The sequence below is a fragment of the Dyella humicola genome (genome assembly GCF_026283945.1).
In the GTDB taxonomy this organism is placed as follows: domain Bacteria; phylum Pseudomonadota; class Gammaproteobacteria; order Xanthomonadales; family Rhodanobacteraceae; genus Dyella; species Dyella humicola.
In genome coordinates this window covers 1,887,121-1,901,052 of sequence record NZ_JAPDPC010000001.1, presented here as the reverse complement: position 1 = coordinate 1,901,052, position 13,932 = coordinate 1,887,121, and the positions used below count along the sequence as shown (strand labels likewise).

Below are 13,932 nucleotides of genomic sequence, written 5' to 3'. Positions count from 1 at the left end.
CCCCAAGGAAGCCCCTGACGGAGCGTAAACGCCTCGGCGTTCGGTCGCGCACTGGGTGCGCTCCTACAGAGGCATCGTCAGTCCTGGCCGACGGACGTCCACGTGGCCGAATAGCAATGCCATTCGCGCCCATCCCGCCGCCAGGCGGTCTCGACCTTGTACACACCCATTTGCGCAGGCAGCAGCTTGCCCCCGCTGGTCAGCGTGACGGTAAAGCGCGCGACGTAGCGCGCCCCACGTTGTTCGATCTCGACCGGCCCGGTCAGAGTATGAATCGTCTCGCCGCGAAATGCGGCGGCACGCAGCAGCTGCAGAAGGTCGCTACGCGCCAGGGCGCCCGCGTTGCCGTCGAAGTCCTCACTAAGCACGTCGCCAAGCGCCGCTGCGTGAGCGTGCTCGGCAGCATTCGCCGCTGCTTCAATGCCTTGCCGGATGAGTGCCTCGTTGGGCGTGGATCGGCAGCCGGCCAGTGCCGCCAAAACAACCGTGCAAAACAGCATTTTCGACCATATTTTTCTCATCGACGGCTTCCGAAAATCTCGCTGCAACGCGGCTTGCTGCTATACGCGGGCGTATGCTCCAATGCCTCGACATCATCATGCCCCACCCGCCCTATCGTCACCAACGGGCCGGTCAATACAGGAGCTTTGGATCCAACATGAGTATCGAGCGTCCGTGGCTGGCCCATTACCCGGAAGGCGTACCCGCGCAAATCGACTTCAATCAGTACGCCTCCGTGGCAGCGGTGCTCGAAGAGGCGTTCGAACGGTTTAGCCACCGTCCTGCCTTCTCCAATTTCGGCAAGCAGATCACCTACGGTCAGGTCGATGAGATGAGCCGCCAGTTCGCCGGCTACCTCACCGGCGAGCTGAAGCTCGGCAAGGGTGATCGCATCGCGATCATGATGCCCAACGTGTTGCAGTACCCCATTGCCTTGTTCGGCGCGCTGCGCGCGGGCCTCGTGGTGGTCAACACCAATCCGATGTACACCGCGCGCGAGCTCAAGCATCAGCTTGAGGACGCCGGCGCCAAGGCCATCGTGGTGCTCGACAATTTCGCCGCCACCTTGCAGCAGGTCGTGGCCGAGACTGAAGTGAAGCACATCATCACCACGGGTATCGGCGATCTGCTCGGCCTCAAGGGTGTACTGATCAATGTCGCACTCAAGTACGTCAAGAAGATGGTGCCGCCGTACCAGCTGCCGCACGCGGTGCGCTTCAATGATGTGCTGACGCGCGGCGCCAAGCATCCGCTGCCCAAGGTGGAACTGAGTCACGACGACATCGCGTTCCTGCAGTACACCGGCGGCACGACCGGTGTGGCCAAGGGCGCCATGCTTACGCACGGCAACATGATCGCCAACATGCTGCAGGCCGGCGCCTGGGTAGGCAGCAATACCAAGCTGGGCGAGGAAGTGATCATTACCGCCCTGCCGCTCTATCACATCTTTTCGCTGACGGCGAACGGCATGGTCTTCATGCGCCTGGGTGGGCTGAACTGGCTGATCACCAATCCACGCGACATGCCTGGCTTCGTCAAGGAACTGAAGCAGTCCGGCTTCACGGCCATCACTGGCGTCAACACGCTGTTCAACGGCCTGCTCAATACGCCAGGTTTCGCCGAACTGGATTTCTCCCGCCTGCACCTGTCCCTGGGTGGAGGGATGGCGGTGCAGCGCGCCGTGGCCGAGCGCTGGAAGAAGGTGACGGGCGTCACCCTGGTGGAGGCGTACGGACTCACCGAAACGTCGCCGGCGGCATGCATGAATCCGCTGGACCTGAAGGCCTACAACGCCTCGATCGGCCTGCCCATTCCGTCCACCGATGTCGCCATCTGGTCCGAGGACGGCCTGCCGCTGCCGCAGGGCGAGGTGGGCGAGCTGATGGTGAGTGGCCCGCAGGTGATGAAGGGCTACTGGCAGCGTCCGGACGAAACCGCCAAGGTACTTACACCGGATGGCTGGCTGCATACCGGCGACATCGCCCGGATGGACGAGAACGGCTACTTCTATATCGTCGACCGCAAGAAGGACATGATCCTGGTGTCCGGCTTCAACGTGTATCCGAATGAGGTCGAGGACATCGTCATGCAGCACCCGGGCGTTGCCGAGGTCGCGGCTGTCGGCGTCCCCGACGAGCATTCCGGCGAGGTGGTCAAACTGTTCGTGGTGCGCAAGGACCCGAACCTGACCGTCGAGGAGCTGAAGCAGTTCTGCCGGGAGAATCTCACGGGCTACAAGCGCCCTAAGATCATCGAGTTCCGCGACTCGCTGCCCAAGAGCAATGTGGGCAAGATCCTGCGTCGCGAACTGCGTGACGAAAAGCAGCCTGCTGCCGCGCACAGCTGACCTTGAGCGACGGCTGGAAAGCAAACGCCCGCCATTCGGCGGGCGTTTTCATGTGGGAGCATCCGCCAGGAGGCTCACTCTTCGTTCCACAACTCCAGAATGTCGGCATAGCCGCCCAGCAAGTTCCACAACGGCACCTGCTTATCCTCGGGGATGCGCGTATAGGCAAACCCCAGATGGCGTTCCGACACCCGCGCCACCTGCGCCTCCAGATGGATATGCAGGTCGTGGCCGAAGATCATGTCCAGGATCCAGCTTTGGCCGATCTCGCCATGCCAGCCGAGCGGCCGACGCAGCAAGACCCCGGTCGCGGAGATGTCCACCAGTTCGGTCGGATGCGATTCGTCGACACGGCTCATCAGTACCGTGGTTTCGATACGCATCCGCGCCGGTCGCAACTGCTCCGGATCGGAGCCGTTCCTGGCGTTGTCTTCCGCTCTGCTCATACTTGGTGTCCTCTCCCCGCGCCACGCGCATCGTGGTGCTATCACGTTCTTCCTGAAACCACCCCACCCTGTCGATGTGGAGCGCTCCGCTACAACTTCAATCCTGCTTGCGCGCCCGCAACACCCCGGCTCGCACCAGACTGCCCGAACCGAAACGCAAATTGACGCGATCCTGCACCTCGTCCGTCACGCGCCCTTTCGGCGCCGCGCTGAACATGTCGCCCTGCCGTTGCTCTCCAAAGCCGGAAAGACTGACACCCAGAAGGCGCAGGCGCGGTCGCGATTGCGCCTGCCACCAAACCTCTAGCAAGCGTCGTGCCACGCCATAGATCTCGCTGGCAGACGCACTCGTTGCGTGCATTTGCGCCTGACGAGTATGTGTGACAAACGGCGGCTCTCGTAGTTTCAGCGTGACCGTGCGCCCTTGCAACCCGCGCCACCGCGCACGCGCGGCAATACGCTCACACTGCCGCAGCAACCACGATTCGGCCAGCACCTTATCCGTCAAATCGATATCAAAGGTGTGTTCGGAGCCCATGGATTGTTCGGCCTGCTCGGGCTCGACGCAACGCTCATCTTCCCCTCGCGCCAGCGCCTGCAGCGATGCGGCCTGACGCCCCAGCGCACCCGCAAGACGCGCCGTGTCACATGCTGCCAATTCACCGATGGTACGGATACCCAGGCGATGTAGTGTCTGCTCGGTCACGCGACCGACGGTCCACAAGCGCCCCACCGGTAACGGTGCGAGCTCAGACGCGGCCAGATCGAAAGAAATGCCGTGGAAGCCGTCAGGTTTGGACAGCTCACTCGCCAGCTTGGCCAACAGCTTGTTGGGCCCCATGCCCACGGAAGCCACCAACTGGGTGCGCTCCAGGATTGCGCCCTTGATGCGACGCGCGATCACCTCGATCGGCCCCAACAGCCGCAAGCTGGCGCTCACATCAAGAAACGCCTCGTCCAGCGACAGCCCTTCGACCATCGGCGTCACCTCGTGGAAGATGTCGAAGATCTGATCCGAGATGGCCTCGTAGCGGTCCAGGCGGGGCCGCAGATAGTAGCCATCAGGGCACAACCGCCGCGCTTGCGCCGTGGGCATGGCCGAACGCACGCCAAATCGGCGCGCTTCATAGCTGCAGGTAGACACAACCCCGCGCGGGCCCAGGCCCGCAACGATCACCGGGCAGCCACGCAGCTCCGGACGGTCGAGCTGCTCCACCGCCGCATAGAAGGCGTCCATATCAACATGAATGATCGCGCGTTGGGTCATCGGCATGACTTGCTATTTTGACGCCTGGCGGGCCCTACGTGTACTGGACTTGCCGGCTGACAGCGGCTAATCTTGGTCTCGCAAAGGTCCACGGGTGCGCCGCACGATCGGCCAAGATCGACCGCAACGGCCCCCCCATCCCGATGCACTCAGCCGACCTATTGGGAGCCAATGACGCGGGTTTCGTCACGTTTTGGCTTGCGTCTTTGCCGTGATTCTTACGCGCCGGAGCCGCTCAAAGGTCGTTCACGGTCAGCCTGGTCGAAACGCGAATGGCGCGATTTCATCATGCATGCCCGTGGCGGTGACGCGAGGCGCACCGGCTAGGCATCGCGCAAGTTAGCTTCAAAGGATTGCCAGCCAGTGGCCGCGATCCGGGCGGGGACATTCGTCGAACGAATGCCGATGGGACAGAACGTTTCCTATAACGTGTTGAATGCAACGCAAGCCGTCATGGGCGGCCCAACGACATGTATTGATGAGTACTGAGCCAACCGAGCCTCAGGCGATCACAGCGCCGCAAGACGCGTTTGCGTCGGTACCGCAACAGCAGGAAATGCCGCTGGCCATCGTGCGCGGCGAACCGATGTTGCAGATGCCGCAGGATCTGTACATCCCGCCGGATGCGCTCGAGGTCATTCTCGAAGCCTTCGAAGGACCGCTGGATCTCTTGCTCTATTTGATCCGCCGGCAGAACCTGGACATTCTCGATATCCCTGTCGCCGAGATCACCCGGCAGTACATGGACTACATCGACATGATGCGCGACGTGATGCGCCTGGAGCTGGCGGCCGAGTACCTGTTGATGGCGGCCATACTCGCCGAGATCAAATCGCGGCTGTTGCTGCCGCGGCCGCCGGCCGAGGAAGGCCTGGAGGAAGACCCTCGCGCCGAGCTGGTCAGGCGGCTGCAGGAGTACGAGCGCTTCAAGCGGGCTGCGGAGGACATCGACGCCCTGCCCCGCATGGAGCGCGATTTCGCGCCGGCCCACGCCGATGTGGGCGAGCGCAACGTGATCAAGCTGCCACCACCGCTCGATCTCAAGGAAATGCTGCTGGCGCTGAAAGACGTGATGCACCGCGCCGAGCTGTTCGGGCATCACGCCATCAAGCGCGAGGCGCTAAGTGTCCGCCAGCGCATGGGCGAACTGCTGGCTCGGCTGGACGACCATACGTTCCAGCGCTTCGAGACACTGTTCGACGTGAACGAAGGACGCCTGGGCGTGGTGGTGACCTTCCTGGCCATGCTGGAGCTGGCCAAGGAGATGCTGGTGGAGATTGTGCAGGAAGAATCACTGGCGCCGATTTACGTAAGAGCCAAGATGGGACGCGCCGAGGAGCCCGTCGAAGACATCTCCGACGAACCGGCAACCGCTGCCGAATAGGCGGCAGCCATCCGCCGGCCCCCCATGAATCCGCATACGACCTGAGAGCCACGCTCTAAATGCAGATCGAGCAACTCAAACCCATTATCGAGGCGGCGCTGCTGGCGACGACGCAGCCCATGACCATCCCCCAGTTGCTGGAGCTGTTCGGCGAGGAGGACGAGGTCGGTCGCGACGAGGTGGCCAAGGCGCTGGAAGCGCTGGCTGAAGACTGCACCGGTCGCGGCGTGGAACTGCAAGAGGTGGCTTCCGGCTTCCGCTACCAGGTCCGCCAGGACATGCATCAGTGGCTCTCGAAGATGTGGACTGAACGGCCGAGCCGTTATTCGCGAGCCCTGCTGGAAACGCTGGCCTTGATCGCTTACCGCCAGCCGATCACCCGCCCGGAGATCGAACAGATCCGTGGCGTCGTGGTGTCCTCCAGCATCATCAAGACCATGGAAGAGCGCGAATGGATCCGCGTGGTCGGCTACCGGGACGTTCCTGGCAAGCCCGCGCTGTTCGGCACCACCCGTGCTTTTCTCGACTACTTCAATCTGAAATCGCTGGACGAACTGCCGGCGCTTTCTGAAATCCGCGACATGGAAGACCCGCAGATGCGGATCGACCAGAACCCGCTCCCCGCCCGTATCGTGCGCGACCTGCCGATCGATCCGGACGAAGAGAACGAACCCCTGGTGGTAGCGGGTGAAGAAGCCGAAGCTGTCGCCCACCAAACATCCGAATCCACCGATAACGACGAGGCCCAGGCGCCAGCCGTTATCGAAGCACCTTCCGAAGAACAAGCGCTGACCCTTGACGTTGCCAGCGCATCATCCGAACCCGGCGATGCCACGCACGCCGTATCACCGACTGACACTGCCGACGAGGCAGCGACCCGCGCGGACGCCGACCACGGCGACGCCACGCAAGACACTGAGGAGTACCGCGCATGACTGCGCCGCAAAAATCCGTTTTGACCCTTAAGCGCACCCCGCGCGAAGACGCCGCCCCCGCGCTTGAAGAGCGCCTGCACAAGGTGCTGGCCAACGCCGGCCTCGGCTCGCGTCGCATGCTGGAGCAGCGCATTCAGGCGGGTGAAGTTGAATTGAATGGCGCACCCGCCACCATTGGCGCCGGCGTGCATGCCGGCGACCGCGTGGTGCTGGACGGCAAGCAGTTCATCGTCGCTACCGACAATCGCGACGAGACCGAAGTGCTGGTCTATCACAAGCCCGAAGGCGTGGTGACCACGCGCGAGGATCCCGAAGGCCGCCCCACCGTGTTCGAACAGCTGCCGCGCCTGAAGGGTGCGCGCTGGGTTGCCGTAGGCCGCCTGGACATCAACACCACCGGCCTGCTGCTGCTCACCACCGATGGCGAGCTGGCCAATGCACTGATGCACCCCAAGAGCGGGCTTGAGCGCGAATACCTCTGTCGCGTCCACGGCGAAGTGCCCGACGAAATCATCGAAAAGCTGAAGGCCGGCGTGGAGCTGGAAGACGGCCCCGCACGCTTCGACGAGATCGCCGTGATCAGCCGCGGCGGCAGCCATAGCTGGTTCCGCGTGGTGATCCGCGAAGGCCGCAACCGCGAAGTGCGTCGACTGTGGGACTCCCAGGGTTTCCTGGTCAGCCGCCTCAAGCGCATCCGCTACGGCAGCATCGAACTACCCCGCACTCTACGCCGCGGTGATTGCGAAGCGCTCGGCGAGGAGTCGGTCAAGGAACTGCGCAAGACCACGGGTCTGGGCGCACCGCAACCGGTACTCACCTTGAGCCCGGTGCTGCACCAGCGCCGTGCGCCGCGCAATGTCACCGAGTACCGCCCCGAGCGTGGCGCCACCGGTGGCTACAGCTCTGGTTATCAGGACGAGGCCCGCGAACTGCGCGCCTACGACCGTATTCGCGAGGAACCCGCGCGCGGCAAGCAGCAGCGCCGTCGCCCGGGCGGCAAGGAAGTGGACGGCAACGTCGCACGCCCCGAGCGCTCGGGCAATACCATGCAGCGCAACAAGAGCAGGCGTGGCGTTGCCCCCGGCCAGGAGTTGCCTTCGGTGCGCACCTGGTTTGCGGGCGAAAGCCGTGAAGGCGGCCGCAGCGGCGGCCCCGCCGGCCCTGGTGCAGGCGCTGGCAACCGTCGCGGTCCTGGCGGCGGCAAGCCGTTCGGCGCCCGCTCGGCCGAAGGCGGCAACAAGCCCTACGGTGGACGCCCCGCTGAAGGCGGCAGGTCGTTTGGTGGTGGTCGCGGCGCGGCCGAGGGGCGCGGAACCAGCCCTTACAGCGGCGGCGGTGGCGCCGGCAACGCTAGCGGCAATCGCGGCGGCAAGCCGGGTAGCCGTCCCGGTCAGGGACAAGGCGGCCGACCGCAATCGCGCGGCGGTAGTCGTCCCCAGGGTGGTGGCGGTGGTGGCCCGCGTCCGCATGGCGGTGGTGGTGGCGGTGGACGTCCGCACGGCGGCGGCGGTGGCAATCGCGGCGGCAACCGCAGCGGCAACCGCTGAGCCAACGGTAAACCATGACGGTACGCATCTACCACAACCATCGCTGCTCGAAATCGCGCGCAACCTTGGCGCTACTCGAGGCGCAAGGCCAGGTGTGCGAGGTGATCAACTACCTCGACACACCGCCCAGCTCGGCCGAGCTGACGCAGTTGCTGGACATGCTCGGCATGACGCCGCGTGACTTGATGCGCAAGGGCGAGCCGGAGTACAGCGAGCTGGGCCTGGATGACCCCTCGCTCGATGACACGTCGCTGATCGCTATCCTGGCCAGTCACCCGCGACTGATCGAACGCCCTATCGTGGTTGCCAACGGCAAGGCCGTTATTGGCCGTCCACCCGAAGCGGTACTGGCGATTCTTTAGAACAAAAACCAACGAAGGCCGCCCCCTCGGCGGCCTTCGTGCCTTCTCCCCTGTTTCACCCGCTCGATGCAAATGCTAGGTCGCATCGCGACGAATCACCATTCCACAAGCGCTCTATGGCGGACGTCAGAGGGAGGCGCGCGACAGATGCTTCAGTCCGCGTCCAGCGTAAAGCGATCGGCATCCATCCATGCAGGGAATCGCTCGCGATGCGCGAGCAGCGGGGCTGGATCGACCGTGACCGTGACGACTTGTTCTTGCGAGCCGAGCTCGACCAGGGGCTCGCCGACCACATCGAGCACCGCGCTGTCACCGGCATAGGGCAGATCGTTGCCATCCACGCCCACGCGGTTGAGACCTACCACGTAGCTGAGATTCTCGATCGCTCGTGCGCGCAGCAGCGTGCGCCATGGCTGCCGACGCGGCGCCGGCCAGTTCGCCACGAACAGCGCAAGGTCGTAGTCCATGCCGCCGGTTGCCTCGGCGCGGCGACCGTTGCGCAACCACACGGGAAAACGCAAGTCGTAGCAAACCTGCGGCAGGATGCGCCAGCCTTTGAGCTCGACAATGAGCCGCTCGTTGCCGCCACCGTACCGCGTGTGCTCGCCGGCCATGCGGAACAGATGGCGCTTGTCGTACTGCGCGTAGCTGCCGTCGGGTCGCGCCCAGATCAGGCGGTTGTACACGGTCCCGCCCTCGAGGATGGCGAGACTGCCGCACAGCACAGCGTCGACCTCGGATGCCAAAGCCCGCATCCACGCCACCCCTTCGCCTTCCATCGTCTCGGCGCTGGCGCGGATGTCGTTGCTGAAGCCGGACATGAACGTCTCCGGCAGCACGATCAGGTCGGTCTTTCCTGCCACTCGCCGCACCAGCTCACCGTAGTAGGCGCGATTGGCCGGCGCGTCATGCCAACGCGTCGCGCCCTGCACCAGGCTGACTCTTAGAGTTTGCATAGACGCTCCGCGGCTGCTTCCATGGTGGCATCGCTCTTGGCAAAACACAGGCGCAGCAGATGCGTGCCCGGCGCGACGTCATAGAACGGCGTCAACGGAATCGCCGCTACGCCACCTTCCTTCACCAACCACTCGCTAAATGCGATGTCGTCCTGATTGCTAATGGCCGAGTAGTCCACCAACTGAAAATAACCACCCGGCACGTCGAGCAGCTTCAGCCGCGACGGCTTGATCAATTCGCGGAAGCTGTCGCGCTTGGCCTGGTAGAACGCCGGCAGCTCCAGGTAATGCTCCGGCGTGCTCGCCATGAACTCGGCAAACGCGACCTGGGCAGGATGGAACGTGCAGAACGTGAGGTATTGATGCACTTTGCGGAACTCCGCCGACAGCGCCTTGGGCGCCACCGCATAGCCCAGTTTCCAACCGGTGCAGTGATAGGTCTTGCCGAATGACGACACCACGAAGCTGCGCTCGGCCAGTTCCGGATGACGCAACACGCTCTCGTGCTGGGCGCCGTCGTACACGATGTGTTCGTACACTTCGTCCGATAACACCACGATCTCGGTATTGCGCACGATCGCCGCAAGCTCTTCCAGATCGGCAGACGACAGCACCGCACCCGTCGGGTTATGCGGGCTGTTGATCAGGATCATGCGCGTCTTGGACGTTACCGCATCGCGCACACGCTGCCAATCGACCGAGAAGGCCGGCGCGACCAGCGGGATATGCACTGCACGCGCGCCCTGCAGCTCGATCGCCGGCTCGTAGCTGTCATAGGCCGGATCGAACACAATCACTTCGTCGCCCGCCCGCACGACCGCTGCAATGGCGGCGAACAGCGCTTCGGTTGCGCCCGACGTCACGGTGACGTCGCTATCGGCACTGATCTTTCGACCGTACATGCGCTCGGTCTTGAGCGCGATTTGTTCGCGCAGCGTCGGCAAGCCGATGCCCGGCGCATATTGATTGCGCCCTTCGCTCATGGCCCGGGTGATGGCATCGCGTAGCGGCTGCGGCGGTTCGAAATCCGGGAATCCCTGCCCAAGGTTGACAGCCTTGTGCTCCATCGCCAGCTGACTCATGACGCTGAAGATGGTAGTCCCTACTTTCGGAAGCTTGGTATCGATATGCATGATTCGGATGTCTGGATGGCTAAATAAGATGCTAGCACGCAGCACGGCTGCGCACTTCTCACAGAACTAGACGAACTTGCTGCATTCCTCGTGATTGCGGCGCACGGCATCGGGCAACTGTTCGGCCAGGAAATCGACGAAAGCGCGCACGCCCGGCAGCAAGCCGCGGCGGCTGGGGTAGACGAAATGCATGGTGCCCTGTGGCACGCTCCATTCGGGCAACACCACTTCCAGCTCGCCGCGCGATACCGCGGGCCCACAGACGAACTCGGGCAGCAGGGTGACACCGATGCCGCGCTTCGCACACGCCAGCAGCGCGGCGAAATCGCCACAGATCAGGCGCGGCTGGATGTCGACCACGACGCGCTCACCCTGTGCATCGAGCAGCTCCCAGCTCTGCGCACCTTCATGCTCGCTCATGGTCAGGGCCGGTAGTCCGGACAGGTCCGCGGGAATGTGCGGACGACCGTGCCGCTTGAGCAGGTCGGGGCTCGCCACCGGCAACACGCGCGACTGACCAAACGTGCGCATGACCAGGGTGGCATCGGTATCCAGCTTGCTGCGAACGCGGATCGCCACATCGAAGCCTTCGCCGATCACATCGACGCGACGATCGGTAGCTTGCAGGCGTACCTGCATCTTGGGGTGTTGCGCCAGGAAATCAGGCAGGATATGAGCCAGCACCGACTGCACCAGGGATACCGGGCAGCTCACCCGCACCACGCCGCGTGGTTCGGAGCGCAACTCGTCGACCGCGTCCTGGGCTGCCCTCGCCTCTTCCAGCACAGCGCGGCAGTGGCCATAGAAGCGCTCGCCGACTTCCGTGACCACGAAACGACGGGTCGTCCGTTGCAGCAACCGCACGCCCAGGCGTTCTTCCAGCTGCGCAATGCGCTTGCTCAGGCGCGATTTGGGGATGCCCAAGGCCCGGCCGGCAGCGGAGAAACCGCCGTGTTCGACCACGGCCGCGAAGAAGTACAGGTCGTTGAGGTCCTGCAGGGCGCCATCCAACACCGTCATCACCGTTTCCTTGATGGAACAATACGTTCAACTTTACCCGACTTATCAGCGAATTGTCGCGAATGTACCTTAGCTCGGTCGCCGGTAGACCCGGCCCGTCACTGAGGAAACACCATGAAACTGTTGCATCTCGACGCCAGCGCCCTGGGTGGCCACTCTGTTTCACGTGGTCTGACCGCCGCCATCGTAGCCGAACTCACCCGCAGCCAGCCCGGCACCGAAGTGGTCTACCACGACCTGGTGGCCAACCCGCTTTCGCACTGGACCCCCGTCTCCGACGCCAGCGATCCAAGCACCGTGCTCGGCGCTCAGATGATGGATGACTTCCTCGCCGCCGACGTGGTGGTCATCGGTGCACCGATGTACAACTTCTCGATCCCCAGCCAGCTCAAGGCCTGGATCGATCGCATTGCCGTGGCAGGCAAGACGTTCCAATACGGCCCCAACGGTCCGGAAGGCCTGGCCGGTGGCAAGCGCGTGATCATCGCCTCGAGCCGCGGCGGCATCTATAGCGAAGGCAGCGCCGCCCAGCCGTTCGACTTCCAGGAAACCTACCTGCGCGCCGTGTTCGGTTTCCTCGGCGTCACCGACATCGAGTTCGTGCGTGCCGAAGGCGTGGCGATTAGCGATGACAACAAGGCTGAATCGCTGAAGTCGGCTCACGCCTCGATCGGTGTGGTTGCCCGCAAGGCCGCTTAAGCTCCTGCTTCCTCTCCCCTCCGGGGAGAGGACCGAGGTGAGGAGTGGGTGCTCGCGCTAAGCGAAGCCTGCTTGTAAGTTAGCCCTATCGCAAGATTGTCCCCTCACCTTTCCCTCTCCCCAGAGGGGCGAGGGAAAGGCTAAGCCAACGCCGCGCGTCACTGCGCGGCGTTGGTCTTTTCCGCTCTATAAACCGCCTTGCCATCCACCCAGGTGCTCAGCGGTTTCAGATCGGCAAGCTGCCGTGGCGGCACCGTCATCGGGTCACCGTCCAGCAAGACGAAGTCCGCGCGCATGCCCGGCTTGAGCATGCCCACGTCGTTTTCCATAAAGCCTGCATAGGCCGCTCCGCGGGTAAAGCCGGCCAATGCTTCGTTGCGACTGACGCGCTGATCCGGCAGCCAGCCACCGGGCGGCTGCCCTTTGAGATCCTGGCGGGTCACGGCTGCATAGATGCCCAGCATCGGGTTGACGTGCTCCACGGGAAAGTCGGAGCCGAACGCCAGCGGCACACTCTCATGGATGAAACGCTGCCACGCGTAGGCACCCTTCAGCCGTTCGGCACCCAGACGCTGCTCGGCCCACGGCATGTCGGACGTGGCATGGGTCGGTTGCATCGAGGCGATCAGCCGCAGTTGCGCGAAACGCGGGATGTCGTCGAGTGCGACGATCTGCGCGTGCTCGACGCGCCAGCGGTGATCGCTTTTAGCATCGTCACCCAGCACCGCCTGGTAGGTATCGAGCACCATGCGGTTGCCACGGTCGCCGATGGCATGCGTCGCCACCTGGACATGGCAGCGATGTGCCTTGTCGACGGCGGTGCGATAAGCATCGGGCGACGTGACCAGGATGCCGCGGTTGCCGTGATCGTCCTTGTAGTCGTCCAACAACGCCGCGCCACGACTACCCAAGGCACCATCCATGTAGAGCTTCACCGTACGCATCTGCAAACGCCCGCCGGCATCCGTCCAATGACCGCCTTGCGCGCAGAGCCAGTCGAGTGCGGCATGGTTGCCGTCGGCCATCTCGTAGAGACGCAGCGGAATTTCGTTCGCCGCGGCCATTTCCTGCAGCACCTTGAAATCATCGAGGCTGACGCCGGGATCATGCACGCCAGTCAAGCCGGCCGCCACAGCGTCCGCGAAGGCGGCCTTGTAGGCGTCGCGGGTCTGCGCGTGAGTCAACGGTGGAATCGCGTCGCCAACCAGGTGCTGCGCGCCATCCACCAGCACGCCGCTGGCCTTCTGACCTACACGCAGAATGCGACCGCCTTCGGGCTGCCAGTCGCCATCGAGCGACTTCGTCGCCCGCTTCATGGCCGCGGAATTGACCCAGACAGCATGGCCATCAATGCGTTCCAGATAGACCGGTCGATCGGGAAATAGCCCGTCCAGATCCGCCGCCGTGGGGAACTGTTTGCCGGCCCAGTGGTTCTGGTCCCAGCCACGCCCGACCAGCCACGCGTCCTTGGGCAACCTGGCAGCAAAGGCCTTTAGGCGATCGAGTATCTGCGCCTTGGAACTCGTGCCCACCAGATCTACCTGGATGTGCGTAACGCCAAGACCCAGCATGTGGCCATGGGCGTCAATCAGACCCGGGATGACCGTGGCCCCTTTCGCATCGACCTTGCCAGCATCGGGATAGCGCGTCTGCAGGTCAGTCGCCTCGCCCACGGCAAGCAGGCGGCCATCGTTGCCCCAGGCTAGCGCCGTGGCTTCCGGCTGCGCGGGGTCCATGGTGTGGATATGCGCGTTGACCAGCAAGGTGGCGGCCTGCAGCGGCAGGGCAGCCAAGGCCAGCAAGGCGATCGAAGAGCAACGAAGCGACAAGCGCATG

13 protein-coding genes are annotated in these 13,932 nt (G+C 63.7%); 6 read left to right on the top strand and 7 right to left on the bottom strand.

Annotated elements, in window-relative coordinates; translation table 11 throughout:
- Positions 1-77 precede the first annotated feature (77 nt).
- On the bottom strand, positions 78-521 hold the full coding sequence (locus OUZ30_RS08490; RefSeq protein WP_266181791.1) for a phosphoheptose isomerase family protein: 444 nt from the start codon (positions 519-521) through the stop codon (positions 78-80).
- 137 nt (positions 522-658) lie between these two features.
- On the opposite strand from OUZ30_RS08490, the gene OUZ30_RS08485 reads away from it, so the two are divergent.
- Positions 659-2,347, top strand: coding sequence for an AMP-binding protein (locus tag OUZ30_RS08485; protein ID WP_266181790.1), 1,689 nt, complete (start codon positions 659-661; stop codon positions 2,345-2,347).
- 74 nt (positions 2,348-2,421) lie between these two features.
- On the opposite strand, the gene OUZ30_RS08480 is transcribed toward OUZ30_RS08485, so the two are convergent.
- Both OUZ30_RS08480 and dinB read right to left on the bottom strand, forming a co-directional pair.
- Entirely contained in the window at positions 2,422-2,793 is a 372-nt protein-coding gene (locus OUZ30_RS08480) for a PilZ domain-containing protein (protein ID WP_266151387.1), read from the bottom strand.
- 97 nt (positions 2,794-2,890) lie between these two features.
- Complete coding sequence (dinB, locus tag OUZ30_RS08475; RefSeq protein WP_266181789.1) at positions 2,891-4,066, bottom strand: DNA polymerase IV; 1,176 nt, start codon at positions 4,064-4,066, stop codon at positions 2,891-2,893.
- A gap of 472 nt (positions 4,067-4,538) precedes the next feature.
- On the opposite strand from dinB, the gene OUZ30_RS08470 reads away from it, so the two are divergent.
- The 4 genes from OUZ30_RS08470 to arsC are packed head-to-tail and all read left to right on the top strand — an operon-like array spanning position 4,539 to position 8,288.
- Positions 4,539-5,444: a segregation and condensation protein A gene (locus tag OUZ30_RS08470; protein WP_425601485.1), complete on the top strand. Its 906-nt coding sequence runs from the start codon at positions 4,539-4,541 to the stop codon at positions 5,442-5,444.
- Between the two features lie 59 nt (positions 5,445-5,503).
- Positions 5,504-6,379 (top strand): SMC-Scp complex subunit ScpB, encoded by an 876-nt coding sequence (scpB, locus tag OUZ30_RS08465; RefSeq protein ID WP_266181787.1) that lies wholly within the window; start codon positions 5,504-5,506, stop codon positions 6,377-6,379.
- The gene (locus OUZ30_RS08460; RefSeq protein ID WP_266181786.1) at positions 6,376-7,926 is read left to right on the top strand and encodes a pseudouridine synthase; all 1,551 of its coding nucleotides are present in this window, start codon (positions 6,376-6,378) and stop codon (positions 7,924-7,926) included. The genes scpB and OUZ30_RS08460 overlap by 4 nt, the downstream gene beginning before the upstream one ends.
- Positions 7,927-7,940: 14 nt before the next feature.
- Positions 7,941-8,288, top strand: coding sequence for an arsenate reductase (glutaredoxin) (gene arsC / locus OUZ30_RS08455; protein ID WP_266181785.1), 348 nt, complete (start codon positions 7,941-7,943; stop codon positions 8,286-8,288).
- A 152-nt stretch (positions 8,289-8,440) separates the two neighbouring features.
- Here arsC and OUZ30_RS08450 read toward each other — a convergent pair whose 3' ends face one another.
- From OUZ30_RS08450 to OUZ30_RS08440, 3 genes are all read right to left on the bottom strand, one after another.
- Positions 8,441-9,244, bottom strand: a complete 804-nt coding sequence (locus OUZ30_RS08450) for an amidohydrolase (RefSeq protein WP_266181784.1) — start codon at positions 9,242-9,244, stop codon at positions 8,441-8,443.
- Entirely contained in the window at positions 9,232-10,377 is a 1,146-nt protein-coding gene (locus OUZ30_RS08445; RefSeq protein WP_266181783.1) for a pyridoxal phosphate-dependent aminotransferase, read from the bottom strand. Before OUZ30_RS08445 ends, OUZ30_RS08450 begins: the two co-directional genes overlap by 13 nt.
- A 66-nt stretch (positions 10,378-10,443) precedes the next feature.
- Complete coding sequence (locus OUZ30_RS08440; protein WP_266181782.1) at positions 10,444-11,397, bottom strand: LysR substrate-binding domain-containing protein; 954 nt, start codon at positions 11,395-11,397, stop codon at positions 10,444-10,446.
- A 114-nt stretch (positions 11,398-11,511) separates the two neighbouring features.
- Here OUZ30_RS08440 and OUZ30_RS08435 point away from each other — a divergent pair, with 114 nt between their 5' ends.
- Entirely contained in the window at positions 11,512-12,096 is a 585-nt protein-coding gene (locus tag OUZ30_RS08435; protein WP_266181781.1) for an FMN-dependent NADH-azoreductase, read from the top strand.
- Positions 12,097-12,254: 158 nt separating this feature from the next.
- On the opposite strand, the gene OUZ30_RS08430 is transcribed toward OUZ30_RS08435, so the two are convergent.
- Positions 12,255-13,931 (bottom strand): amidohydrolase, encoded by a 1,677-nt coding sequence (locus tag OUZ30_RS08430; RefSeq protein WP_266181780.1) that lies wholly within the window; start codon positions 13,929-13,931, stop codon positions 12,255-12,257.
- Position 13,932: the final 1 nt, after the last annotated feature.

Coding starts and splice junctions, on each gene's coding strand:
- OUZ30_RS08450 (WP_266181784.1), bottom strand. CDS start 9,244: ATGCAAACTCTAAGAGTCAGCCTGGTGCAGGGCGCGACGCGTTGGCAT.
- OUZ30_RS08430 (WP_266181780.1), bottom strand. CDS start 13,931: ATGCGCTTGTCGCTTCGTTGCTCTTCGATCGCCTTGCTGGCCTTGGCT.
- OUZ30_RS08485 (WP_266181790.1), top strand. CDS start 659: ATGAGTATCGAGCGTCCGTGGCTGGCCCATTACCCGGAAGGCGTACCC.
- arsC (WP_266181785.1), top strand. CDS start 7,941: ATGACGGTACGCATCTACCACAACCATCGCTGCTCGAAATCGCGCGCA.
- OUZ30_RS08490 (WP_266181791.1), bottom strand. CDS start 521: ATGAGAAAAATATGGTCGAAAATGCTGTTTTGCACGGTTGTTTTGGCG.
- OUZ30_RS08470 (WP_425601485.1), top strand. CDS start 4,539: ATGAGTACTGAGCCAACCGAGCCTCAGGCGATCACAGCGCCGCAAGAC.
- scpB (WP_266181787.1), top strand. CDS start 5,504: ATGCAGATCGAGCAACTCAAACCCATTATCGAGGCGGCGCTGCTGGCG.
- dinB (WP_266181789.1), bottom strand. CDS start 4,066: ATGCCGATGACCCAACGCGCGATCATTCATGTTGATATGGACGCCTTC.
- OUZ30_RS08460 (WP_266181786.1), top strand. CDS start 6,376: ATGACTGCGCCGCAAAAATCCGTTTTGACCCTTAAGCGCACCCCGCGC.
- OUZ30_RS08435 (WP_266181781.1), top strand. CDS start 11,512: ATGAAACTGTTGCATCTCGACGCCAGCGCCCTGGGTGGCCACTCTGTT.
- OUZ30_RS08480 (WP_266151387.1), bottom strand. CDS start 2,793: ATGAGCAGAGCGGAAGACAACGCCAGGAACGGCTCCGATCCGGAGCAG.
- OUZ30_RS08445 (WP_266181783.1), bottom strand. CDS start 10,377: ATGCATATCGATACCAAGCTTCCGAAAGTAGGGACTACCATCTTCAGC.
- OUZ30_RS08440 (WP_266181782.1), bottom strand. CDS start 11,397: ATGACGGTGTTGGATGGCGCCCTGCAGGACCTCAACGACCTGTACTTC.